Origin of the sequence: Pseudomonas sp. MYb185 (assembly GCF_002979975.1) — a bacterium.
In the GTDB taxonomy this organism is placed as follows: Bacteria; Pseudomonadota; Gammaproteobacteria; order Pseudomonadales; family Pseudomonadaceae; genus Halopseudomonas.
The window spans coordinates 219604-243389 of the sequence record NZ_PCQD01000001.1; the positions used below are offsets into that span (position 1 = coordinate 219604).

General features: G+C 62.9%; 24 protein-coding genes and 1 other RNA gene. 20 read left to right on the plus strand and 5 right to left on the minus strand.

Annotated elements, in window-relative coordinates; translation table 11 throughout:
* Window positions 1-47 precede the first annotated feature (47 nt).
* Complete coding sequence (zapE, locus tag CQ007_RS01035) at window positions 48-1142, plus strand: cell division protein ZapE (protein ID WP_105643058.1); 1095 nt, start codon at window positions 48-50, stop codon at window positions 1140-1142.
* Window positions 1143-1281: 139 nt separating this feature from the next.
* On the opposite strand, the gene CQ007_RS01040 is transcribed toward zapE, so the two are convergent.
* Window positions 1282-2322, minus strand: a complete 1041-nt coding sequence (locus CQ007_RS01040) for an NADP(H)-dependent aldo-keto reductase (protein WP_105643059.1) — start codon at window positions 2320-2322, stop codon at window positions 1282-1284.
* Window positions 2323-2584: 262 nt separating this feature from the next.
* Between CQ007_RS01040 and rplM the strand changes: the two genes are divergently transcribed.
* From rplM to CQ007_RS01075, 7 genes are all read left to right on the plus strand, one after another.
* Window positions 2585-3013: a 50S ribosomal protein L13 gene (gene rplM, locus CQ007_RS01045; protein ID WP_105643060.1), complete on the plus strand. Its 429-nt coding sequence runs from the start codon at window positions 2585-2587 to the stop codon at window positions 3011-3013.
* A 12-nt stretch (window positions 3014-3025) separates the two neighbouring features.
* Window positions 3026-3418 (plus strand): 30S ribosomal protein S9, encoded by a 393-nt coding sequence (gene rpsI, locus CQ007_RS01050; RefSeq protein ID WP_105643061.1) that lies wholly within the window; start codon window positions 3026-3028, stop codon window positions 3416-3418.
* 270 nt (window positions 3419-3688) lie between these two features.
* Window positions 3689-4282, plus strand: a complete 594-nt coding sequence (petA, locus tag CQ007_RS01055; RefSeq protein WP_105643342.1) for a ubiquinol-cytochrome c reductase iron-sulfur subunit — start codon at window positions 3689-3691, stop codon at window positions 4280-4282.
* On the plus strand, window positions 4282-5505 hold the full coding sequence (locus CQ007_RS01060; protein WP_105643062.1) for a cytochrome bc complex cytochrome b subunit: 1224 nt from the start codon (window positions 4282-4284) through the stop codon (window positions 5503-5505). Before petA ends, CQ007_RS01060 begins: the two co-directional genes overlap by 1 nt.
* Window positions 5505-6287, plus strand: coding sequence for a cytochrome c1 (locus CQ007_RS01065; RefSeq protein WP_105643063.1), 783 nt, complete (start codon window positions 5505-5507; stop codon window positions 6285-6287). The genes CQ007_RS01060 and CQ007_RS01065 overlap by 1 nt, the downstream gene beginning before the upstream one ends.
* Before the next feature lie 167 nt (window positions 6288-6454).
* Entirely contained in the window at window positions 6455-7084 is a 630-nt protein-coding gene (gene sspA, locus CQ007_RS01070) for a stringent starvation protein SspA (protein WP_105643064.1), read from the plus strand.
* A 42-nt stretch (window positions 7085-7126) separates the two neighbouring features.
* A complete protein-coding gene (locus tag CQ007_RS01075) occupies window positions 7127-7519 on the plus strand; it encodes a ClpXP protease specificity-enhancing factor (RefSeq protein WP_105643343.1) in 393 nt (130 codons plus the stop codon).
* A gap of 166 nt (window positions 7520-7685) precedes the next feature.
* On the opposite strand, the gene CQ007_RS01080 is transcribed toward CQ007_RS01075, so the two are convergent.
* Genes CQ007_RS01080 through CQ007_RS01095 form a run of 4 tightly spaced genes read right to left on the minus strand, consistent with a single transcriptional unit; the run spans window position 7686 to window position 11078 of the window.
* Window positions 7686-8252, minus strand: coding sequence for a BON domain-containing protein (locus CQ007_RS01080; RefSeq protein WP_371919773.1), 567 nt, complete (start codon window positions 8250-8252; stop codon window positions 7686-7688).
* Complete coding sequence (locus CQ007_RS01085) at window positions 8249-8842, minus strand: phosphoheptose isomerase (protein WP_105643065.1); 594 nt, start codon at window positions 8840-8842, stop codon at window positions 8249-8251. The genes CQ007_RS01080 and CQ007_RS01085 overlap by 4 nt, the downstream gene beginning before the upstream one ends.
* 14 nt (window positions 8843-8856) lie before the next feature.
* Window positions 8857-9222, minus strand: coding sequence for a YraN family protein (locus tag CQ007_RS01090; protein WP_177424244.1), 366 nt, complete (start codon window positions 9220-9222; stop codon window positions 8857-8859).
* An 8-nt stretch (window positions 9223-9230) separates the two neighbouring features.
* Window positions 9231-11078, minus strand: coding sequence for a penicillin-binding protein activator (locus CQ007_RS01095; RefSeq protein WP_158256694.1), 1848 nt, complete (start codon window positions 11076-11078; stop codon window positions 9231-9233).
* A gap of 162 nt (window positions 11079-11240) precedes the next feature.
* Between CQ007_RS01095 and rsmI the strand changes: the two genes are divergently transcribed.
* The 12 genes from rsmI to murG all read left to right on the plus strand — a co-directional run bounded on the left by rsmI (window position 11241) and on the right by murG (window position 23753).
* Window positions 11241-12086 (plus strand): 16S rRNA (cytidine(1402)-2'-O)-methyltransferase, encoded by an 846-nt coding sequence (gene rsmI / locus CQ007_RS01100; RefSeq protein ID WP_105643068.1) that lies wholly within the window; start codon window positions 11241-11243, stop codon window positions 12084-12086.
* A gap of 62 nt (window positions 12087-12148) precedes the next feature.
* An RNA gene (gene rnpB / locus CQ007_RS01105) (RNase P RNA component class A) lies at window positions 12149-12499 on the plus strand.
* 301 nt (window positions 12500-12800) lie between these two features.
* Window positions 12801-13256 (plus strand): division/cell wall cluster transcriptional repressor MraZ, encoded by a 456-nt coding sequence (gene mraZ, locus CQ007_RS01110; RefSeq protein ID WP_105643069.1) that lies wholly within the window; start codon window positions 12801-12803, stop codon window positions 13254-13256.
* Complete coding sequence (rsmH, locus tag CQ007_RS01115; RefSeq protein WP_105643070.1) at window positions 13253-14191, plus strand: 16S rRNA (cytosine(1402)-N(4))-methyltransferase RsmH; 939 nt, start codon at window positions 13253-13255, stop codon at window positions 14189-14191. Before mraZ ends, rsmH begins: the two co-directional genes overlap by 4 nt.
* Window positions 14191-14511 carry a cell division protein FtsL gene (gene ftsL, locus CQ007_RS01120; protein WP_105643071.1) on the plus strand — a complete coding sequence of 107 codons (321 nt, stop codon included), beginning with the start codon at window positions 14191-14193 and terminating at the stop codon, window positions 14509-14511. The genes rsmH and ftsL overlap by 1 nt, the downstream gene beginning before the upstream one ends.
* Entirely contained in the window at window positions 14508-16253 is a 1746-nt protein-coding gene (locus tag CQ007_RS01125; RefSeq protein ID WP_105643072.1) for a penicillin-binding protein 2, read from the plus strand. Before ftsL ends, CQ007_RS01125 begins: the two co-directional genes overlap by 4 nt.
* Complete coding sequence (locus CQ007_RS01130; RefSeq protein ID WP_105643073.1) at window positions 16253-17701, plus strand: UDP-N-acetylmuramoyl-L-alanyl-D-glutamate--2,6-diaminopimelate ligase; 1449 nt, start codon at window positions 16253-16255, stop codon at window positions 17699-17701. Before CQ007_RS01125 ends, CQ007_RS01130 begins: the two co-directional genes overlap by 1 nt.
* Window positions 17694-19082, plus strand: coding sequence for a UDP-N-acetylmuramoyl-tripeptide--D-alanyl-D-alanine ligase (gene murF / locus CQ007_RS01135; protein ID WP_105643074.1), 1389 nt, complete (start codon window positions 17694-17696; stop codon window positions 19080-19082). The genes CQ007_RS01130 and murF overlap by 8 nt, the downstream gene beginning before the upstream one ends.
* Window positions 19073-20155 carry a phospho-N-acetylmuramoyl-pentapeptide-transferase gene (gene mraY, locus CQ007_RS01140; protein ID WP_105643075.1) on the plus strand — a complete coding sequence of 361 codons (1083 nt, stop codon included), beginning with the start codon at window positions 19073-19075 and terminating at the stop codon, window positions 20153-20155. The genes murF and mraY overlap by 10 nt, the downstream gene beginning before the upstream one ends.
* Before the next feature lie 10 nt (window positions 20156-20165).
* The gene (murD, locus tag CQ007_RS01145) at window positions 20166-21515 is read left to right on the plus strand and encodes a UDP-N-acetylmuramoyl-L-alanine--D-glutamate ligase (protein ID WP_105643076.1); all 1350 of its coding nucleotides are present in this window, start codon (window positions 20166-20168) and stop codon (window positions 21513-21515) included.
* A complete protein-coding gene (gene ftsW / locus CQ007_RS01150; RefSeq protein WP_256582176.1) occupies window positions 21515-22690 on the plus strand; it encodes a putative lipid II flippase FtsW in 1176 nt (391 codons plus the stop codon). The genes murD and ftsW overlap by 1 nt, the downstream gene beginning before the upstream one ends.
* On the plus strand, window positions 22680-23753 hold the full coding sequence (murG, locus tag CQ007_RS01155) for an undecaprenyldiphospho-muramoylpentapeptide beta-N-acetylglucosaminyltransferase (RefSeq protein WP_105643078.1): 1074 nt from the start codon (window positions 22680-22682) through the stop codon (window positions 23751-23753). The genes ftsW and murG overlap by 11 nt, the downstream gene beginning before the upstream one ends.
* Window positions 23754-23786: the final 33 nt, after the last annotated feature.

A 23786-nucleotide genomic window follows, 5' to 3' on the forward strand; every position in this document is an offset into this window, starting at 1 on the left:
GCCTGGCGGGTAGAGTATCGGCCCCTGTTTTCCACTGGACCCTCAGCATGACGCCCCTTGAACGCTATCAGGCGGACCTCAAGCGTCCGGACTTTTTCCATGATCCCGCGCAGGAAAATGCGGTAAAGCATCTGCAGCGGCTATACGACGATATTCTCGAAGCAGGGCCGCCGCGCAGCGTTGGCCTGTTCGGCAAGTTTCGTCCGAAACGGAGCAAGCCGGTCAAGGGGTTGTATTTCTGGGGTGGGGTAGGTCGCGGCAAGACCTACCTGGTCGATACCTTCTTCGATGCGCTGCCGATCAAGCGCAAGATGCGCACCCACTTTCACCGTTTCATGCAGCGTGTGCATCAGGAATTGCGCGAGCTCAAGGGTGAGAAGAACCCGCTGAAGATCATCGCCCGCAAGTTTGCCGACGAGTCACGGGTAATCTGTTTCGATGAATTCTTCGTTTCCGATATAACCGACGCGATGATTCTCGGCACGCTGATGGAAGAGCTGTTCGAGAATGGCGTGATCCTGGTGGCGACCTCGAACATCGTGCCCGACGGGCTGTACAAGGACGGCTTGCAGCGTGCGCGCTTTCTGCCGGCCATTGCCCTGTTGAATCAGCACACCGAAGTGGTCAACGTCGATAATGGCGTGGACTACCGCCTGCGGGCGCTGGAGCAGGCCGATCTGTATCACTGGCCGCTGGGGGAAGACGCCGATGCCAGCCTGCAGCGCAGTTTCAAGAGCCTGGTGCTGGAGCCGGAGCATGTGCAGGTCGGGGCAGAGCTGAATATCGAGAACCGTACGGTCAAGGCGGTTCGCCTGTACGAGAACGTCGCCTGGTTCGAGTTCCGCGAACTGTGCGATGGCCCGCGCAGCCAGAACGATTATATCGCCCTGGCGAAGATCTTCCAGGCTGTGCTGCTATCCAACGTCGAGCAGATGAATCTGGCCAAGGATGACATGGCGCGGCGCTTCATCAACCTGGTGGACGAGTTCTACGACCGCAACGTCAAGTTGATCGTATCGGCGGAAGTGCCGCTCAAGGATCTGTATGTCGGCGGTCGCCTGGAATTCGAGTTCCAGCGTACCCTGAGTCGTCTGCTGGAAATGCAGTCGCACGAATTCCTGGCGCGGCCGCACAAGCCGTAGGTTCGTCAGCTCCTGTATCCATAGTGATCGCCTGCCAGGCGTAGCGCCGGCGCGCTACACCCCATACCCTTGGTCCCCGGGTTGTCGCGCGCCGGCGCGACGACAGCGGCTTTCCTTTCTCAAGCCGGTCCTGGGCACTTCAGGGCGCCGGGTTGGGCTGGCTGCGGTGGATCTCGGCAATCGCCTCGAGGATCTTGTCGGTCAGCCCCATGTTGATGCTGGTGAGGTTGCGGTTGAGCTGATCCATGTTGGTCGCGCCGATGATGTTGCTGGTGACGAAGGGCTGACGGGTGACGAAGGCCAGAGCCATCTGTGCCGGGTCCATGCCGTGGTCGCGGGCCAGCTGCACGTAACGCGCGCAGGCCTTCTGTGCCTGCGGGTTGGTATAGCGACTGAAGCGGCTGAACAGGGTCAGGCGGGCCTTGTCCGGGCGCAGCCCGTTCAGGTACTTGCCGGTCAGGGTGCCAAAGGCCAGCGGTGAATAGGCCAGCAGGCCGACCTGCTCGCGTATCGATATCTCCGCCATACCCACTTCGTAGCTGCGGTTGAGCAGGTTGTAGGGGTTCTGGATGCTGACGATGCGCGGCCAGCCCCGGGCCTCGGCCAGTTGCAGGAAGCGGCTGGTGCCCCAGGGGGTCTCGTTGGACAGGCCGATATAGCGGATCTTGCCGGAGCGTACCAGGTCGTCCAGTACCTCCAGGGTATCTTCGATCGGCGTGATCTGTTCCTCGATGTCATGCTGATAGCCGAGATGGCCGAAGAAGTTGGTACTGCGATCGGGCCAGTGCAGCTGGTAGAGATCGATATGATCGGTGTGCAGGCGTTCCAGGCTGGCATCCAGCGCGGCGGTGATGTGCTCGCGGTTGAAGCGTGTGGCGCCGCCGCGAATATGGTGCATGTCGCGGCTCGGGCCGGCGATCTTGCTCGCCAGGATCCAGTTGTCGCGGCCGCCGTGCTGCTGGAAGTACTGGCCGATGATGCGTTCGGTCGCGCCATAGGTCTCGCCGCGCGGCGGCACCGGGTACATTTCGGCGCAGTCGATGAAGTTGACGCCGGCATCGCGTGCCCGATCGATCTGGGCGAAGGCTTCACGCTGGGTGTTCTGTTCACCCCAGGTCATGGTGCCGAGGCACAGGGCGCTGACTTTCAGTGGGCTGTGGCCGAGGGGGCGGTATAGCATGTCGGGCTCCCAATGAGGAATTGAACAGCCATTATTGACCATGGACTAAATAAAGGTTGTAATTTTTCGCCTCATTGGCATAATGCCCGCCACTTTCGACAGGATGCCTAGCCTGTCGTTGTTGTTACAGCGCAGATGCCACCCAGACCCACAGAGCCCCCACTGAGTGTCTGTCTAGGCTTTGTTGGCTTGTAAAAACACATATCATTCTGTAAGATTCGCCCTCTTTGAAATCAAGAGTGGCCTCTGAGGCTAGGATTTAATGAAAACCTTCAGCGCCAAACCGGAAACAGTAAAACGCGACTGGTACGTAGTAGATGCCACTGGTCTGACCCTTGGCCGTCTGGCTACCGAAGTTGCTTCCCGCCTGCGCGGCAAGCACAAGCCCGAGTACACCCCGCACGTGGACACTGGTGATTACATCGTGATCGTCAATGCCGAAAAGATTCACGTGACCGGCAACAAGGCTCAGGACAAGATGTACTACAGCCACTCCGGTTTTCCGGGCGGCATCAAGTCGATCAACTTCGAGAAGCTCAATGCCCGTGCTCCTGAGCGTATCATCGAGATCGCCGTCAAGGGCATGCTGCCCAAGAATCCCCTGGGTCGTGCGATGTATCGCAAGATGAAGGTGTACTCCGGTGCAGCTCATCCGCATACCGCTCAGCAACCCCAAGAACTCAAGGTCTAACAGGAGCTCACTATGTCGGTGACACAAAACTACGGTACTGGCCGTCGTAAAACCGCCACCGCTCGGGTGTTCCTGCGTCCGGGTACTGGCAATATTTCCATCAACAACCGCAGCATCGAGACCTTCTTCGGTCGCGAAACTGCGCGCATGGTCGTGCGTCAGCCGCTTGAGCTGACCGGCAGCACCGAGAAGTTCGACGTCTACGTCACCGTTCAGGGTGGCGGTATCTCCGGCCAGGCCGGTGCCATCCGTCACGGTATCACCCGTGCGCTGATGGAATACGACGAGACTCTGCGTGGTGAGCTGCGTCGCGCTGGCTTCGTGACCCGTGATGCTCGTGAAGTCGAGCGTAAGAAAGTGGGTCTGCGTAAAGCGCGTAAGCGTCCGCAATACTCCAAGCGTTAAGCCGACAGGCTCAGCGTCAAAAAACGCCCGGTTTCCTTCGCAGGATTCCGGGCGTTCTTGTATCTGCGACAAGGTGTCGCGCGATTGGAGGGTCTTCTGAAGCGCCCGAAATACGCAGCTTCAGGTACACTCTGCAGGTTCCCGGATAATGGAGATCGCCTTGTCATCATAGGGCTTTTTCATTACCATCTGTTTCATTTTGTGCAGGCAGTTCAAAACTTGAAAAAGGCCTTGTTACAGAGGTCTGATTAGCTGATGGGAGACGACTGGATGAGTAATGACGGCGTAAATAACGGCCGGCGTCGCTTCCTGGTGGCAGCCACGAGTGTGGTGGGTGCCGCTGGTGTAGTGGGGGTTGCTGTGCCCTTCGTGGGGTCATGGTTCCCAAGCGCAAGAGCCAAGGCGGCAGGTGCGCCGGTTAAGGTGAATATCAGCAAGATCGAGCCGGGGCAGCAAATCGTTGCCGAGTGGCGTGGTCAGCCGGTATTCATCTCGCGCCGGACACCGGAAGCGCTGGCCCTTCTTGATCAAATGGATAGTGTCGTTGCCGATCCCCAATCCAAGGCCTCCGACCAGCCCGATTATGTCGATGGCAAGACCCGAGCCATCAAGCCCGAGATCCTGGTGGTGCTGGGCATCTGCACCCATCTGGGTTGCTCGCCGCTGTTCAAGCCGCAAGTGGCCGCAGCGGATATGGGCGCCGACTGGAAGGGCGGTTACTTCTGCCCCTGTCACGGTTCCTTCTACGACATGTCCGGTCGTGTGTTCAAGAGTATGCCGGCTCCGCTGAACCTCCCCGTACCCCCGCATACCTATGAGTCCGACGACGTCATCGTCATCGGCCTGGATCAGGAGACAGCCTGATGAGCAAACTGCTTAACTGGGTCAACGAACGTATGGCCGTCACTCAGGTATGGGAAGATCACCTGAGCAAGTATTACGCCCCGAAGAACTTCAACTTCTTCTACTTTTTCGGCTCGCTGGCGCTGTTGGTCCTGGTCAACCAGATCATCACCGGTATCTGGCTGACCATGAGCTACGAACCGTCCGGAGCGGGTGCCTTCGCCTCGGTCGAATACATCATGCGTGATGTGGAATATGGCTGGCTGCTGCGCTACCTGCACTCCACCGGTGCCTCCGCCTTCTTCGTGGTGGTCTATCTGCACATGCTGCGTGGCATCATGTACGGCTCCTACCGCAAGCCTCGCGAACTGGTCTGGACCTTCGGCATGCTGATCTACCTGGCGCTGATGGCCGAAGCCTTCATGGGCTACCTGCTGCCCTGGGGGCAGATGTCCTACTGGGGAGCCCAGGTGATCATCTCGCTGTTCGGTGCGATTCCCGTTATCGGTCCGGACCTGGCTCAGTGGGTGCGCGGTGACTACCTGATCTCCGGTATCACCCTGAACCGCTTCTTCGCCCTGCACGTCATTGCCGTACCGATTGTTCTGCTGGGTCTGGTAGTGCTGCACATCATCGCGCTGCACGAAGTCGGCTCCAACAACCCGGACGGCATCGAGATCAAGAAGCTGAAGGACGAGAACGGTATTCCGCTGGATGGCATCCCGTTCCACCCGTACTACACCGTCAAGGATATCGTCGGTGTTGCAGTATTCCTGTTCGTGTTCTGCACCGTGGTGTTCTTCTTCCCGGAAATGGGTGGTTACTTCCTCGAGAAGCCGAACTTTGAAATCTCCAACCCGCTGAAGACGCCTGATCACATTGCGCCGGTCTGGTACTTCACGCCCTTCTACGCCATTCTGCGTGCCGTGCCTGCCATTGCCGGTTCCGCGTTCCCGGGCGTAGTGGCGATGGGTGGTGCGATCGCCGTGCTGTTCGTATTGCCCTGGCTCGACCGTAGCCCGGTCAAGTCCATCCGTTACAAGGGCTGGATGAGCAAGCTGTGGCTGGTGATCTTCTGTGTCAGCTTCGTGATCCTGGGTGTGCTGGGTGCCATTCCCGCGACACCGGGTCGTACATTGCTGTCGCAGGTGTGCACCGTTCTGTATTTTGCCTTCTTCATCCTGATGCCGTTCTACACCCGTATGGAGAAGACCAAACCGGTTCCGGAGAGGGTTACTGGCTGATGAAAAAACAACTTATTGCATTGATGTTCGCACTGCTGCCTGGTTTCGCTCTGGCTGCCGGCCCGAGCGTGCCGCTGGACAAGGCCAATATCGACCTGTCCGACAAGGCCGGCTTGCAGGATGGTGCCCGCACTTTCGTCAACTACTGCATGGGCTGCCACTCGGCCCAGTACCAGCGTTACGAGCGTGTTGCCACTGATCTGGGGATTCCTGAAGAGTTGATGGTCGAGAACCTGATATTCACCAAGGACACCCTGTATGGCGCGCACATGGAAATCGGCATGCGTCCGGAAGATTCCAAGGTATGGTTCGGTGCTGCACCGCCGGACCTGACCCTGGTTGCCCGCGTGCGTGGCGAGGACTGGCTGTACAGCTATCTGCGTACCTTCTATGAAGATCCTTCCCGCCCGCTGGGCTGGAACAACACGGTGTTCGAGAACGTCGGTATGCCGAACGTGCTGGCCGAACTGCAGGGTCGTCAGGTCAAGGGCTGCAAGCCGATGCCGGTCAGGGAGAACGGCAAGATCGTGCGTGACACCCTGACAGGTGAGGCCATGCTGGAAGAGCAGTGCGATGTGCTGACCGTGGTCGAAGGTACTGGTACCCAGACCGAGGAAGAGTTCGATACCACGGTGCGCAACCTGGTGGCCTTCCTCAGCTACTCGGCCGATCCGATCAAGGAGACGCGTCACCGTATCGGTGTCTACGTGCTGCTGTACCTGGCCTTCTTCTTCGTATTCGCCTATTTGCTGAAGCGTGAATACTGGAGAGATATTCACTGATCGCCAGGCGGTCTGTGACCAAATGCGCGCGCCCTTTGGGGCGCGCGCTTGTTTCTGGGGTATAATACTCGTTTTCGATCAGGCCGTAGGACACGGCCGACCAGCATGCTGCGCCATCTTTACGGCGTCGTGGCTGGACCGCAGTCCGCTAGGATGAGGGTTGATATATGAGTGTTACCGCCAACAAGCGTTCTTCGATGGCTTTCTTTTCCGACCCGACTGACCACTATTGTCATCGTGTGCGCATTGTCCTGGCTGAAAAGGGCGTTACCGTCGACATCGTCAATGTCGAACCGAACAATCATCCGCAGGAGCTGGCTGAGGCCAACCCCTACAATACCGTTCCCACCTTGCTCGACCGTGATCTGGTGCTGTACGAACCGAACATCATGATGGAGTATCTGGACGAACGTTTTCCGCATCCGCCGTTACTGCCGGTCTATCCTGTCGCGCGGGCCAACAGCCGGCTGTTGATGTACCGCATTCAGCGTGACTGGTGCGTGCTGGTGGATATCCTCACCAACCCCAAGAGCCCCGCTGCGGCGGTGACCAAGGCGCGCAAGGAGCTGCGTGAGAGTCTGGTGGGTGTGGCGCCGGTATTTGCCGAGATGCCGTTCTTCATGAGTGAGGAGTTCAGCCTGGTGGACTGCTGTCTGGCACCGCTGCTGTGGCGTCTGCCGCACCTGGGGATCGAGCTGCCCCGTCAGGCCAAGCCGCTGCAGGACTACATGGAGCGCATCTTCGAGCGCGAGGGATTCATCGGCAGCCTGTCGGCGGCCGAGCGGAATATGCAATAGATTGCCATTCATTTGCCGGTAAAGGAGATGAGCACAATGCAGATGAGCTCAAGCCGCCCCTACCTGATTCGGGCGCTGTATGAGTGGATCCTGGATAATGACTGCACGCCATATGTTCTGGTCAATGCGGCTTATCCGGGTACCACGGTGCCGGACGGCTTCGTCGAGGGTGGGCAGATCGTGCTGAATCTGTCGCCGAGTGCCATCCGCGGCTTGGAGATGGATAACGAGCGGGTCTGCTTCGATGGCCGCTTTGGCGGTGTGGCGCAGCAGGTATGGATTCCCGCCGGGGCGATCATGGCGATCTATGCCCGGGAAAACGGCCAGGGCATGGTGTTCGAGATCGAAACCGAGACGCCGCCGCCGGATGACAATACCCCCGCCGAGGAGGCGCCCAAGCCGAGCGGCAGGCCGGCGCTGAAGGTGGTGAAGTGATGGGCCGGCAATAAGCCAGTTGGATCGCTATCGGGTTGTCGAGCGCCTGCTCGACGACGGGGTCGGTGATCCGCACACAGGCCCAGCGATCGCAGAGATGCTACAGCCCAATAAAAAACGGCGACACCTTCCGGGGTCGCCGTTTTTTATTGCTGGCAGCGTCGCTTCAGTCGATATATTCGAACAGCTTGACGATGCGCTGTACGCCGCCGACCTGCTGCACCGCGGCAACCGCGGCATTGGCTTCGGCATGGCTCACAAGCCCCAGCAGATACACTGCGCCGGCTTCGGTCACCACCTTGATCCGGCGTCCCGGGACGTTGCCGTCGGTAAGCATCCGGGTCTTGGCGCTGGAGGTGATCAGGGCGTCATTGTTGCGCGCCAGCAGTGATAGCCTGGGGCCGACCGTCAGCTCGTTGTGCACTACCTTGACCCGCTGTACGCGCTTGGCGGTATCACCGGCGAGCTCGATCAGTTCGGCGCGCGGCACCTGGCCGGTCAGCAGCACCACGCCGTTGTAGCTGGTGACGCTGTAGCGTGCTTCGCGTTCCAGGTCGGGGTGGGCCTTGGCTATGTTGACGTCGGCCCGGGTTTCGATCAGTTGGTCGTCAATGCTGCTACCCAGGGTGCGGGTGCCGTAGTTGGACTCCATCGGCGTGTCCCTGGTGGCAGTCAGGACACCGCTGCAACCGGTCAGCATAACGGCCAGCAGCACGGCAGTCAGACGCATCATTCCTCGCTCCCGAACAGTTGGCGATCGATCAGATCGCACAGGCAGTGAATGGCCAGCAGGTGCACTTCCTGGATGCGGGCGGTGGAGCGGGCCGGCACCCGAATTTCCACGTCGTCCGGCAACAGCAGGGGAGTCATGCTGCCGCCATCGCGGCCGGTCAGGGCGACCACGCGCATGTCGCGATCATGCGCGGCCTGGATCGCCTGCAGCACGTTGCCGGAATTGCCACTGGTGGAAATGGCCAGCAGCACGTCACCGGCCTGGCCCAGCGCACGGATCTGCTTGGAAAAAACCTCGTCGTAGCTGTAGTCGTTGGCGATCGAGGTGATGGTCGAGCTGTCGGTGGTCAGGGCAATTGCCGGTAGGCTCGGGCGTTCGCGCTCGAAGCGGTTGAGCAGTTCGGAGGAGAAATGCTGGGCATCGCCGGCGGAGCCACCATTGCCGCAGCTGAGGATCTTGCGCTCGCTCAGCAGGGCGTTGACCATCAGTTGGCTGGCCTGCTCGATGCTCGGTCCGAGCACGTCCATGGCGCGGGTCTTGGTTTCGATGCTGTCGGTGAACAGCTGTCTGATACGGTGTTGCATGTCCATAGAAGAGGAACTCGCTAGCAAGTGAAAGCTTCCCGGATCCAGCGATATGAGGCCGGATCCGCAGGATCGCCGGTGGCGGCGATGACATCGAAGCGACAGGGCTGGTTGGCCAGATGGGGGTGGGTCAGCAGATAATGATGGGCGGCGGCGATCAGACGTTTCTGTTTGCGCCAGTCCACGGTCTCCGCCGCATCGCCCCACAGGTTTCGTCGCCTGTAGCGCACTTCGACAAATACTACTGTATCCGCATCACGCATGACCAGATCCAGCTCACCCTGTTTGCAGCGGTGATTGCGGGCGAGCAGGCGCAGGCCGGCGTTCAGCAGGAGCTGTTCGGCAGCGCGCTCGGCCTGATTGCCGGTACGCTGCCTGTCGGTCAACTGACTCATCAGCGCAGCATCGGTTCCATTACTTCGATTGATGGCAGCGAGGGCAGCGGTTGCAGTTGACCGTCGACGATCTGCCCCCAGGACAGCTCGCGATGAATACGTCCATTACTGTCCAGCGACAGACGGCCGGTGGCACCCTCGATACGCGTGTCGGGCTGCTCCTGCATCTGCAGCAGGCGGCCGAAGATGCGCTGGGCATCGACGCCCATGGCGTACAGTCGGCCCATGGGGCCGGCGGCGGCAGGCCAGCTGTCGACCACGCTGTCATACAGGCTGTCGGAGCGATCGAGCAGCCAGGGGATCTCGGCGATCAGGATATCGTCGATGTCCGCGTTCGGCTCGCCGCTGAGTGACAGGCGGTAGGCGTGGGAGGTGGCATATACCGGCAGGTCGCCCGCGTACTGGAATACCAGGGTCGGCTTGATCTGGCGGGCCTGGAATGGATTGGCTGCCAGAAACAGCGCTTCCAGTCCCGTACGCGGGGTCGGTTGCGCCATGTCATCGCCGTCCTGCGCGTTCTGCACCTCCTGGTTGCGCTGTTCGCTTTCGCGTGCCCGCAGCAGATTGGCGACCTGGCCGGAGATGCCAGCCGGCTGGTCGATGATCTCGTAGCCGGTCAGTGTGCCGCCCAGCTCTTGCCACTGTGCGGCGAAGGCCTGTGCGGCCCGGGTGCCCCAGTCGTCACGGTTGGCCAGGACGGCCATCTGCCGGTGACCATCCTGCCAGGCGCGCAGGGCGGCGGAACGGGCCTCATCCTCTGGCGCCAGGCCGAACTGGAACAGGCCGGCGGGCGGTGTGGCTGAGCTGTCCGCGTAATTCAGGGCCAGGGTCGGCAGGGGCAATTGCGACTGGTCGGCCAGGCGTGCCACCTGCTGGCGGTCCAGCGGGCCGATGACCCACTGCACGCCATCGGCCTGGGCCTGGCGGTAGAACTGCATCAGGTCGGTATAGCTGCCGCTGTCGTACAGGCTGATCTGCGGCTGCTCCAGGCCCCGGCTGTAGGAATGGTACTGGGCTGCCAGGAAGCCGTCGCGCAGGGCGTCGGCCGCACCCGACAGGTTGCCGTCGAAGGGCAGCAGCAGGGCGATATGCTGGGGACGCTGGGCATGCAGTTCAAGCAGCCGGCTGACGCCTTCCGGCGGGGTGTCGGCGGCCGGATGGGTGGGGTGCTGTTCCTTCCACTGCTGCATGGCATGCACCTGCAGGTCCAGGTTGCCATGGTCGCGCTGGATCAGGGCCAGGCTCAGCCAGCCGGCCATGTCGCCGCTGGCCGTGGCGCTGGCTTCGCGCAACTGCTCGGTCGGGGCCTGGTTCAGCTCGCTCCAGATGGCAGTGAGGTTGTCCTGCTGCGCTGGGGTTGGCAGCAGGTTGTGAATGAATACCCGCTCCTGCGCCGCATTCAGGTGTTCTCCGGCGGCTGCCATGGTGTCGGCCCGTAGCAGTTGGATGTCGAGCTGGGCTTGCGGAGTCAGGGTGTCGAACTGTTCCAGCGAGGGATGGCGCAACGCCCGCAGGGCGGCAGCCGGTTGGCCGAGTGCCAGTTCGCTACGCGCCTGCAGCTCGCTGAAACGCTGCTGTTGGTCCAGCGGCAGCTCGCTTTGCGGGATCAGCGCCAGGATGCTGCGTACCTGTTCCGGCTGGTTACGGCTCCAGGCGGTCTGGGCTGCATGCAGGCGCAGCAGATTGGCCTCGGCACCGGAGCGGCGTTCGGCCTGGCGCAGTATCTGCTCGACCGGGGTATCCGTGGTGGCGGGTAGTTCCGACAGCTGGCGAGGCGTCGAGGAGCAACCGGCGATCAATGAAGCCAGCAGCAGACCGGTGAGCGACAGGCGAATCATACGGGACATCAGGGAGGGCACCTTGGACTGGGACGCGCGGAACGCGTGGGCGATTGTCAGAGTATCCTTACGCCCTGCATTGTAACCAAGGGTCGCTCCCATCGCCATGTACTTGGCTGGAACCGGATCACGTCCTGTACAATGGGCCGCCCACTGTTCACAGGATTCGCCATGGCCACCGCCGGTACCCTCTATGTCGTTGCCACGCCGATCGGCAATCTGCAGGATCTGACGCCCCGTGCGCTGGAAGTGCTCAATGCGGTCAGCCTGATCGCCGCCGAGGATACCCGGCACAGCGCGCGTCTGCTGCAGCATTTTGGCGTGGCGACACCCACCACTGCCTGCCACGACCACAACGAGCGGGACAAGAGTGCGCGGCTGGTGGAGCGGCTGCTGGCCGGGGAGGATATGGCGCTGATCTCCGATGCTGGCACGCCGCTGATTTCCGATCCCGGCTTCCATCTGGTGCGCCAGGCCCGTGAGGCCGGCGTGCGGGTCCGTCCGATTCCGGGCGCCTGTGCGCTGATCGCCGGCCTGAGCGCCGCCGGCCTGCCGTCGGACCGATTCGCCTTCGAGGGCTTCCTGCCGGCCAAGGCCCATGGTCGCCGCCAGCGCATTCAGGCGCTGGCCGCCGAGCAGCGCACCTGGATGATCTACGAGGCGCCACATCGCCTGCTCGAATGCCTGGAGGACCTGTGTGAGCTGCTCGGTGTCGAGCGGCAGGTGGTACTGGCGCGGGAGCTGACCAAGACTTTCGAGACCATCAAGGGGGCGCCGCTGGGCGAACTGGTCGACTGGGTACGGGCCGATGCCGATCAGCAGCGGGGGGAGTGTGTGTTGATCGTCGAAGGCGCGCCTCAGGCGGCTGATGAGGATGCCCTGGACCCGCAGGCGGAGCGGGTACTCGACGTGCTGCTGGAAGAGCTGCCGGTCAAACAGGCGGCGGCCCTGGCGGCGCGGATTACTGGGCTGAAGAAGAACCGGCTGTACCAACTGGCCCTGACGAAAACCAGCTGATGCCCGCCCTTGACGGATCAGCGCTTGCTTGTTGGCCCGCAACCGGGCTAACCTTGCGCCCAAGAGTTGGCTGGACAGTCGCTGTATCGCCTATGCGGTATGGAGGAAAGTCCGGGCTCCATAGGGCAGAGTGCCAGGTAACGCCTGGGGGGCGCGAGCCTACGGAAAGTGCAGCAGAGAGTAGACCGCCTAAGCGCGCAAGCGCCGGTAAGGGTGAAAGGGTGCGGTAAGAGCGCACCGCGCGACTGGTAACAGTTCGTGGCATGGTAAACCCCACTCGGAGCAAGACCAAATAGGAACCCTTCGGTGCGGCCCGCACTGGGTTCGGGTAGGTTGCTACAGGCAGTCAGTGATGGCTGTCGCAGAGGAATGGCTGTCCTCGACAGAACCCGGCTTACAGGCCAACTCTTGTTTTTTCCCTTCCGTCGATTTCTTCACAAAAAAATATTTAAACCTCATGTTTAACATTAAGTTGCATGGGCATCCCCTTGTTATTGCTTCCGATTCCCATGTCCGGGCGGCTCCTGCTCGGCTGATTTCCTTCCCTGACTGCCGCTAAACCCTCGCCATATAAGGCTTTTCCGTGAATTGCTCACTTGACGCTGTATGGGCGCCTTTCTATAGTGTGCAAAAGTGGGTCGAAGTGGGTAGAAGTGGATTTTTTTGGGTTATTCGTTGTCACACCAGTGGGTCTCATCAGGGGAATAACAAAACGTGTTTCGTGGAGCGAACGCCATCAATCTGGATGTCAAGGGGCGACTCGCGATGCCTGCCCGGTATCGCGACCGTCTGCTTGAGTCCTGTGGCGGTCAGCTGGTCGCGACCATTGCCCTGGAAGAACGCTGTCTGTGGATCTACCCCCTGCATGAGTGGGAGGCGGTCGAGCAGCAACTGCGCAAGGCCCCGAACATGCATCCGGCGGTCAAGCGGCTCAACCGCCTGCTGATCGGTAATGCCAACGAAATAGAACTCGACAGCCATGGCCGTTTCGTCGTGCCTCCGCTGTTACGCGATCATGCCGGCCTGGAGAAGAAAGTCATGCTGGTGGGTCAATTGAGCAAATTCGAGCTGTGGAGTGAAGAGGCCTGGCAGGCCACCACCACCGCCTACCTGGAAGAAGAGCAGGACGTTGGCGAGCTGCCGGCGGAACTGCACTTGTTGAGCCTATGAATCAGCAGACCGAATTGAAACATGTCAGTGTACTGCTGAACGAAGCGCTGGAGGGCCTGGCGGTTCGCCCGCAGGGCCTTTATATAGATGGCACCTTCGGGCGCGGAGGGCACAGTCGAGCCATCCTCCAGCAGCTGTCGGAGGGGGGACGACTGCTCGGCTTCGACAAGGACCCGGAGGCAATCCGGGTCGGAAATCAGCTGGCGGCCGAAGACGGCCGCTTTGTCGTTGTGCAGCGCTCGTTTGCCGAGCTGGCCGAAGAGGCGCGTGTCCGCGGTCTGCATGGCAAGGTGGACGGGGTGCTACTCGACCTGGGCGTGTCCTCGCCGCAGCTGGATGATCCGCTGCGCGGCTTCAGCTTCCTGAATGACGGCCCGCTGGATATGCGCATGAATCCGGACGTCGGGCAGAGCGCCGCCGAGTGGATCAACAGCGCCGCCGAGGCCGATATCGCCACCGTGCTGTGGGAATACGGCGAGGAACGCTTCTCCCGCCGCATGGCGCGTGCCATCGTCGTGCGTCGGGCCGAGCAACCCTTCACCCGCACCGCCGATCTGGCCGAGGTGATCAAGCAGGCCAATCCGGCCTGGGAAAAGCACAAGCATCCGGCGACCCGTGCGTTCCAGGGTATCCGTATCTTCATCAACCGGGAGCTGGAAGATCTGGCCGCGGGACTGCGTGCCGCGCTGGAAGTCCTGGCGCCGGGCGGGCGGCTGGCAGTGATCAGCTTCCATTCCCTGGAAGATCGTCAGGTCAAGCAGTTCATGCGCCGTGAGGCCAAGGGCGCACCCTTGCCCCGTGACCTGCCGGTGCGTGACGCCGATATCCAGGTCAGTCTCAATCTGATCGGCAAGGCGATCAAACCGTCCGCCGCCGAGATCGCCGCCAACCCCCGTGCCCGCAGTGCGGTGCTGCGCGTGGCAGAGAAACGCTGATGGACGCGCCAGATAAGGTTCTCGCCACTCCCGCCATCCGTTCCGGCTTGCCTGCCGGCAGCGGTTGGCTGCTGCTGGTCTGGGGACTGACGCTGGCCAGCGCGCTGGCGGTACCCTACAGCGCGCACTGGAGCCGTCAGTTGCTCAATGAGCTGGCTACCGAGATGACCCAGCGGGAGAAGGCCCAGGCTGAGTGGGGCCGTCTGGTACTTGAGCAGAGCACCTGGACCGCGCATAGCCGTGTCGAGAGCATCGCTACCCGCCAGTTGGGCATGCGTGTGCCTGAGGCCGGCGAAGTGATTCTGGTGCAGCAGCCATGAAGAAATTCGCCTTGAAGTCCAATGGCAGCCTCTATCCCTGGCGTTTCCGGCTGGTCATCGGCCTGCTCGGGCTATGCTGTATCGCCGTATCCTGGCGCATCGTCGAACTGCATGTGCTGGATGAAGGCTTTCTGAGAAACCAGGGCGACAAGCGCAGTGTGCGGCATGTGCCGATTCCCGCCCATCGTGGGCAGATCACCGATCGCAATGGCGAGCCGCTGGCCGTCAGCACGCCAGTGTTGACCATCTGGGCCAACCCGTCTCAACTGATCAGTCAGCAGGCGCACTGGCCGAAACTGGCCGCTGCGCTGGGCACTGACCTGAGCACCTTCAGTCAGCGACTCAAGGCCAATGCCGACAAGGAATTCATCTATCTGCGCCGACGCATGGTTCCGGCTGACGGCGAGGCAGTGATGGCGCTCAAGGTGCCGGGCGTCTACGGCATCGAGGAGTACCGGCGCTTCTACCCGGCCGGCGACGTGGCTGCGCATCTGGTCGGCTTCACCAATGTCGATGAGAAAGGCCAGGAAGGCATCGAGCTGGCCTATGATCACTGGCTGGAAGGCGTGCCCGGCAAACGTCAGGTGCTGCAGGACCGCCGTGGCCGGCTGATCAAGGATGTGCAGGTGGTCAGCAACGCACGGCCGGGCAATGACCTGGCCCTGTCCATCGACCTGCGCCTGCAGTACCTGGCCCACCGGCAGTTGCGTGAAGCGCTGCAGGAATTCGAGGCCCGGGCCGGGTCCATCGTCATGCTGGATGTACGCACCGGCGAAGTGCTGGCCATGGTCAACCATCCCAGCTACAACCCGAATAACCGCACCAACCTGCAACCGGACATGATGCGCAACCGCGCGCTGATCGACGTCTTCGAGCCAGGCTCGACGGTCAAGCCGATTTCCATGAGCGCGGCGCTGGCCACGGGTCGCTGGTCGCCCACCGACAAGGTCAATGTCTATCCGGGCACCCTGCAGATCGGTCGCTACACCATCCGCGACGTATCCCGTGCGCCGGGTGGGGTACTGGACCTGACCGGCATCCTGCTCAAGTCCAGCAACGTCGGCATGAGCAAGGTGGCCTTCGATATCGGCGGTCCGGCGCTGCATGAAACCATGCATAACATCGGCTTCGGTCAATACACCGGCCTGGGTTTCCCCGGTGAGCGGGTCGGCAATCTGCCGAGCTTCCGCGAATGGCGCCAGGCTGAAACCGCGGCCTTGTCCTATGGCTATGGTCTGTCGGTGACCACCGTACAACTGGCCCAGGCCTATGCCATTCTGGCCAATGACGGACGCAAGGCACCGATGTCGCTGCTGCGCCTGGCCGAGCAGCCAAGCGTGCAGCAGGTGATTCCGGAAGGCGTCGCGCAGACCATACAGGGCATGCTGCAACAGGTCGTCGAAGCGCCCGGCGGCACCTTCCGCGCCCAGGTGCCCGGCTACCATGTCGCCGGCAAGAGCGGTACTGCGCGCAAGACCAATGCCGGCAGCAAGGGCTACAAACAGGACTCCTATCGTTCGCTGTTCGCTGGATTCGCCCCGAGCGCCAATCCGCGGCTGGCGATCGCCGTGGTGATCGACGAGCCGACCAAGGGCGGCTACTACGGCGGCCTGGTGGCGGCGCCGGTGTTCGGCGGGCTGATGTCCAATGCCCTGCGTCTGTTGAATATCACCCCGGACAACCTGAGCGACATGCAGCAGGTCGAACTGCCGGTGGTGAGCAAGCAGGAGGGGCGTGGCTGATGCGGCTCCGACAACTGTTTCCCCAATGGCAGGGCGGACCGGTGGAGATCACCGGCCTGGCCCTGGACAGCCGCAAGGTGCAGCCCGGCGACCTGTTCCTCGCCGTGCCCGGCCTGCGTCACGATGGCCGCCAGCATATCGAGCAGGCGGTAGCCGTCGGCGCCGTGGCGGTGGCCTGTGAAACCAATGATGGCTTCACCTGCACGGCATCGGTACCCCTGCTGCCGATCGGCCATCTGGTTGACCAGCTATCGGCGATCGCCGGACGCTTCCATGGCGAGCCGGCTGGCAGCCTGGGGCTGATCGGCATTACCGGTACCAATGGCAAGACCAGCGTCAGCCAGATGCTGGCCCAGGCACTGAATAGCCTGGGGCAGCCCTGTGGTGTCATCGGCACCCTGGGCAGCGGCATGCCTGGTGCATTGTTCGACCACGGCATGACCACCCCGGATGCGCTGGCGGTGCAGCAGCAACTGGCCCAACTGCGTGATCAGGGCGCCCGGCGGGTGAGTATGGAAGTGTCTTCCCATGCGCTGGATCAGGGCCGGGTAGCGGCGCTGCATTTCGAGGTGGCGGTATTCACCAACCTCAGTCGCGATCATCTGGATTACCACGGCGACATGCCCAGCTATGGTGCGGCCAAGGCGCGTATCCTCGATCAGTCGCACCGCGCCGTGATCAATATCGACGACGCCTTCGGTCGTGAACTGGCCGAGCGCTGCACGTTGCCATTGCTGCGCTACAGCCTGAGCGACAGCAGTGCCGACCTGTATTGCAGCGATATCCGCTTCGATGCCGAAGGCATCAGCGCCCGGCTGCACACCGCGACCGCCACGGCCGAGCTGCGCAGCCCGCTGCTCGGCACCTTCAACCTGTCCAATCTGCTGGCGGTAGCCGGGGTGCTGCTGAGCCTGGAGCTGCCGCTGGCCCAGGTGGCCGCGCAGCTGGGCCAGTTGCTGCCGCCGGACGGTCGCATGCAGCGCCTCGGTGGCCATGGTCAGCCGCTGGTGGTGATCGATTACGCCCACACTCCCGACGCTCTGGAAAAAGCCCTTGCCGCGTTGCGCGCGCATGTCGCCGGGCGGTTGATCTGCGTGTTTGGCTGTGGCGGTGACCGTGACCGCGGCAAGCGTCCCTTGATGGGCAAGGTGGCCGAGCAGGGCGCTGACCTGCTGGTGGTGACCGATGACAATCCGCGTACCGAACCGTCGGTCGCGATCATCGAGGAAATCTGCGCCGGTATTGAACGCACCGAACAGCTGACAGTCATAGCCAACCGTGCCGAAGCCATCAGTCAGACCATCGCCCGCGCTGCGGCCGACGATGTGATCCTGCTGGCCGGCAAGGGCCATGAAACCTATCAGGAGATCAACGGGGTGCGTCACCCTTTCAGCGATATCGAACAGGCCGCGCGCGCCTTGCAACACCGGGAGGATCATCATGCTTGAGGCGATGAACCTGTCGGACCTGCTCAAACCACTCGATGCCACGCTCAATGGCAGCGATGCCCGTTTCGACAGTGTCAGTATCGATGCCCGTCAGGTACAACCCGGTGGCCTATTCGTGGCGCTGCCCGGCAGCCGGGTGGACGGGCACGACTTTGTCGCCCAGGCCCGTGCCGCAGGAGCGGCCGCTGCGCTGGTGGAACGTCCGCTGGCCGATCCGTTGCCACAGTTGGTGGTGCGTGACTGCGAGCTGGCGCTGGGGCAACTGGGCGCGCTCAATCGCGCTGCCTTCAAGGGTCCGCTGGTGGCCATCACCGGCTCCAGTGGCAAGACCACGGTCAAGGAAATGCTCGCCGCCATCCTGCGCGAGTGCGGTGCGGTACTGGCGACCCGCGGCAATCTGAACAACGAACTGGGCGTACCACTGACGCTGCTGGAACTGGCGCCGCAGCACCGCTATGCAGTCGTGGAGATGGGCGCAGCGGCCGTCGGTGACATTGCCTACAGCATGCGCCTGGCCAGACCCAGCGTCAGTGTGCTGACCAATGCCGGCGTGGCGCATATCGGCCGTTTCGGCAGTGAGCAGGCCATCGCCGAGGCCAAGGGCGAGATCCTGGCGGGGCTGGACGGCGATGGCCAAGGGGTGATCAACCTCGACAGCCCCTGGTTCGAGAGCTGGTACCAGACCCTGGGTGAACGCAAGGCCTGGGTATTCAGCATCGCCAACCCGACCGCCGAAGTGCGCGCAGAAGATATCTGCGCCGATCAGCGTGGCTGTCCCGGCTTTGCACTGGTGACGCCGGTCGGAACGATTGCCGTCCAGCTCAATCTGCTGGGCCGCCACAACGTCGCCAACGCCCTGGCTGCCGCCGGTGCGGCATTGGCCCTGCAGGTGCCGCTGCAGGCGATCGCCTGCGGCCTGGGCGCGTTGCAACCGGTCGCCGGCCGTGGCCGCAGTCTGCCCGGTCGCCATGGTGCACTGATCATCGATGACAGCTACAACGCCAACCCGGCCTCGGTACGCGCGGCCATCGATGTACTGGCCAGTCTCGATGGCCGCCGCGTGCTGGTACTGGGCGATATGGGAGAGCTGGGGGCGCTGGAGCAGCAGGCGCACCGGGACATCGGCACCTACGCCAGGGACCAGGGCCTGGACGCACTGTATTGCACCGGGCCGCTGTCGGCCCTGGCGGCAGCGGAATTTGGCGAGGGCGGCAAGGCCTTCGCCGACCGCGGCGCACTGGCCGCCGCACTTGGAACAGAGCTGGACCCGGCAACCCGGGTACTGGTCAAGGGCTCGCGTAGTGCGGGTATGGAAGAGGTCGTCGCCGCTCTGGTGGAAGGCTCGCAAATTCAGGAAGAGGGCAAGCCTACATGCTGCTGATACTCGCGCAATACCTGCAACAATTTCACACCGGCTTCGGTGTATTCCAGTACCTGACCCTGCGTGGCATCTTCGGCGTGCTCACCGCGCTGGGCCTGGCGCTGTTTCTCGGGCCCTGGATGATCCGCACCCTGCAACTGCGCCAGATCGGCCAGGCAGTGCGCAACGACGGTCCTCAGTCGCACCTGTCGAAGAAGGGCACCCCGACCATGGGCGGCGCCCTGATCCTGATGGCCATCACCATCAGTACCCTGCTGTGGGCCGACCTGAGCAACCTGTATGTCTGGGTGGTGCTGGGTGTGACCGTCAGCTTCGGTGCCATCGGCTGGGTGGATGACTATCGCAAGGTGGTGGAAAAGAATTCCCGTGGTCTGCCCTCGCGCTGGAAATACTTCTGGCAGTCGGTGTTTGGTCTGATCGCCGCCGTGGTGCTGTACATGGCCGCTGACACCCCGGTGGAAACCACGCTGATCGTGCCCTTCTTCAAGAGTGTCGAGTTCCAGCTCGGCGCCTTCTTCATGGTGCTGACCTATTTCGTCATCGTCGGTTCGAGCAATGCGGTCAACCTGACCGACGGCCTGGATGGCCTGGCGATCATGCCGACGGTGATGGTCGGTGGTGCGCTGGGCATCTTCGCCTACCTGTCCGGTAACGCGCAGTTCTCCCAGTACCTGCTGATCCCCTATGTACAGGGCTCGGGCGAACTGCTGATCTTCTGCGGTGCGCTGATCGGCGCCGGGCTCGGCTTCCTGTGGTTCAACACCTATCCGGCCCAGGTATTCATGGGCGACGTCGGCGCGCTGGCGCTGGGGGCGGCGTTGGGGGTGATCGCGGTGATCATACGCCAGGAGATAGTGCTGTTCATCATGGGTGGCATCTTCGTGGTCGAGACCCTGTCGGTGATCGTGCAGGTGGCCTCGTTCAAGATGACCGGCCGCCGGGTATTTCGCATGGCGCCGATCCACCACCATTTCGAATTGAAGGGCTGGCCCGAGCCTCGGGTCATCGTGCGGTTCTGGATCATCACCACGGTTCTGGTGCTGATCGGCCTATCCACCCTGAAGCTGCGTTGAGGAATACAAGGTGTCACTGATTTCCACGGACAAGCAACGGATCATCGTCGGACTCGGGGTAACCGGTTTATCGGTCGCCCGGTATCTGGCCGGCCGTGGTTTGCCGTTCGCCGTCTGTGATACCCGCGCCAATCCGCCGGGCGTCGACCAGTTGAAGCGCTTCGCGCCGATGGCCGACCTGTACCTGGGCGAGCTGGATAGCGATCTGCTGTGCAGTGCCGGTGAGCTGATCGTCAATCCCGGTATTCCCCTGTCGACGCCAGCGATCCAGGCCGCGTTGCAGGCCGGGGTCAGCGTGGTGGGTGATATCGAACTGTTCGCCCGCGAGGCCCGGGCGCCGATCATCGCCATCACCGGCTCCAACGCCAAGAGCACCGTGACCACCCTGGTCGGGGCCATGGCAGAGCAGGCCGGCAAGCGGGTGGCGGTTGGCGGCAATATTGGCACGCCGGCGCTGGATCTGCTGGATGAACAGCCGGATCTGTACGTACTGGAGCTGTCCAGCTTCCAGTTGGAAACCACCCAGGCGCTGAACGCCGAAGTGGCCACCGTGCTCAACATCAGCGAAGACCATATGGATCGCTATGCCGATCTGGCCGCCTACCATCTGGCCAAGCACCGCATCTTCCGCGGCGTACGGCAGGTGGTGATCAATCGGGATGATGCGCTGTCCCGCCCGCTGGTGGCCGATCAACTACCGTGCTGGAGCTTCGGCCTGTCGCGTCCCGACTTCAAGGGCTTCGGCCTGATCGAGCAGGACGGGGAGAAATGGCTGGCCTTCGAGTTCAAGGCGCTGCTGCCGGTGGCCGAGCTGAAGATTCGTGGTGCCCATAATCAGGCCAACGCGCTGGCCGCGCTGGCCCTGGGGCATGCCGTCGGCCTGCCGATGCCGGCCATGCTGCAGGCGCTGCGCGAGTTCGCCGGCCTGCCGCACCGCTGCCAGTGGCTCGGCCAGCATGCCGGTGTGGATTACTACGATGACTCCAAGGCGACCAATGTCGGTGCGGCATTGGCCGCGATCGAGGGCTTCGGCAGTGATCTGCAGGGCAAACAGATACTGATCGCCGGCGGCGATGGCAAGGGCGCTGATTTCTCGGCACTGGTCGAGCCGGTCAGTCGCCTGTGCCGCGCGGTGATCCTGCTGGGTCGTGATGCGCCGGTGCTGGAGCAGGCGCTGGCTGAGCATGTGCCGGTGCAGCGTGTGACCAACCTGGATGAGGCGGTGGCCGCCGCCGCTGCGGTGGCCGAGCCGGGCGATGCCGTGCTGCTGTCGCCGGCCTGTGCCAGCCTGGACATGTTCCGCAATTTCGAAGAGCGTGGCCGGTTGTTCGCCGCCGCGGTCGGGAGGCTGCCGGCATGATCCTCACCGACGTCATGCAACGCTCACTGGCACCGCTGCTCGGCGAGCGCCGCTTCGATATGGACCTGCCGCTGCTGGTCGGTGGGCTGGCGTTGCTCGGTCTGGGACTGGTGATGGTTACCTCCGCCTCCATGGAAGTGGCCGCCGGACAACTGGGCAATCCCCTCTACTATATGAACCGCCAACTGGTGTACATGATCATCGGCGTGCTGGCGATGCTGGCGACGCTGGCGGTGCCGGTCGGGCTGTGGGAGCAGTTCCGCTTCCCGCTGCTGTTCCTCGGCTTCGCGCTGCTGATCGCGGTACTGATCCCAGGCGTCGGTCGCGAGGTCAATGGCAGCTGGCGCTGGATCGCGGTCGGGCCGATCAACGTGCAACCGTCGGAGCTGGCCAAGCTGTTTGCCGTGGTGTTCCTGGCCGGCTACCTGGTGCATCGCCGGGACGAGGTCAAGGAGGAGTGGTTCGGCTTCATCAAGCCCTTCATGGTGCTCGGGCCGATGGCCTGGCTGCTGATCATCGAGCCGGATTTCGGCGCCACGGTGGTACTCATGGGCGCGGCCACCGGCATGCTGTTCCTCGGCGGTGTCGGGCTGTTCCGTTTCACCCTGCTGTTCGGCTCGCTGGGTGGCCTGGCGGCGCTGCTGGTGCTGTTCGAACCCTATCGTCTGCAGCGGCTGACCGGTTTCCTCAACCCCTGGAACGACCCCTACGGTACCGGCTACCAGCTGACCCAGGCGCTGATCGCCTTCGGCCGCGGCGAATGGCTGGGTACCGGCCTGGGCAACAGCATCCAGAAACAGTTCTACCTGCCCGAAGCGCATACCGATTTCGTGTTCGCGGTACTGGCCGAGGAGCTGGGCCTGATCGGTGCCCTGGCCGCCTTCGCGCTGCTGATCTTCGTCGCGGTGCGGGCTCTGTACATCGGCCTGTGGGCGGAAAAGGCCGGGCGTTATTTCTCCGCCTATCTGGCCTACGGCCTGGCGATCATGTGGTGCGGCCAGGTGCTGATTAACGTCGGGGTGAACGTCGGTCTGCTGCCGACCAAGGGGTTGACCTTGCCGTTCCTCAGTTATGGCGGCAGTTCGCTGGTGGTCTGCTGCATCAGTCTGGGACTGCTGTTGCGCATCGACTGGGAGCGCCGGCAGGCGCTACGGGAGGCTGCCGATGGCCAGTAAGGTGCTGATCATGGCTGGCGGTACCGGCGGACACGTGTTCCCGGCGCTGGCCTGCGCCCGCCTGCTGCAGCAGCAGGGCTACGAGGTGCACTGGCTGGGCACCCGCCGCGGCATCGAGGCCGAGCTGATTCCGGCAGCGCATATACCGGTGCACTACATCGATATCCAGGGCCTGCGTGGCAAGGGCAAGGCCGATCTGCTCAAGGCGCCGGTACGGGTGCTGCGCGCGCTGTGGCAGTCGCTCAAGGTGGTACGCCAGCTGCAGCCGGTGTGTGTGCTGGGTGCCGGCGGTTATGTCACCGGCCCGGGCGGCGTGGCGGCCTGGTTGCGGCGCATCCCGCTGGTGATCCATGAACAGAATGCCGTGGTCGGTACCACCAACCGGCTGCTGGCGAAACTGGCGGCGCGCCGCTGCGAAGGCTTCGAGGGCAGCTTTGCCGACGACGCCCGGCGTCGCAGCACCGGCAATCCGGTGCGCGCGGAGATCTTCCAGGTGCCGCCGATGAGCTGGGATGGCAGCCGCCCGCCACGTCTGCTGGTGCTGGGCGGCAGCCTGGGGGCCTTGCCGCTGAACGAGCTGCTGCCCGAAGCGCTGGCCCTGTTGCCCGCCGCGCAGCGCCCGGAAGTGCGCCACCAGTGCGGCAAGCAGCATGTGCAGGCAGCCCGCGAGCGCTATGCCGGTGCCGGCGTCAGCGCCGAGGTGGAAGCCTTCATTGCCGATATGGCCGAGGCCTATGCCTGGGCCGATGTGGTGGTCTGCCGCGCCGGCGCATTGACCGTGGCCGAACTGGCCGCCGCTGGCCGGCCGTCGCTGTTGATCCCGCTGCCGCATGCCATCGATGACCACCAGAGCGCCAATGCGCGCTACCTGGCCGATCGCGGAGCAGCCGAGCTGCTGCCGCAGAAGACCCTTACCGCCGCGCTGCTGGCGCAGCGGCTCGAGAACCTGTTTACCCAACCGGAGACTGTACGACTGATGGCAGACCATGCCCGCAACCAGGCCAGACCCGACGCAACAGCGGACGTGGTTCGCGCCTGCCTGGAGGTTGCCCGTGACCACTGATAAACGTCCCAAGGCCACCTTCAGCCTGCCGGC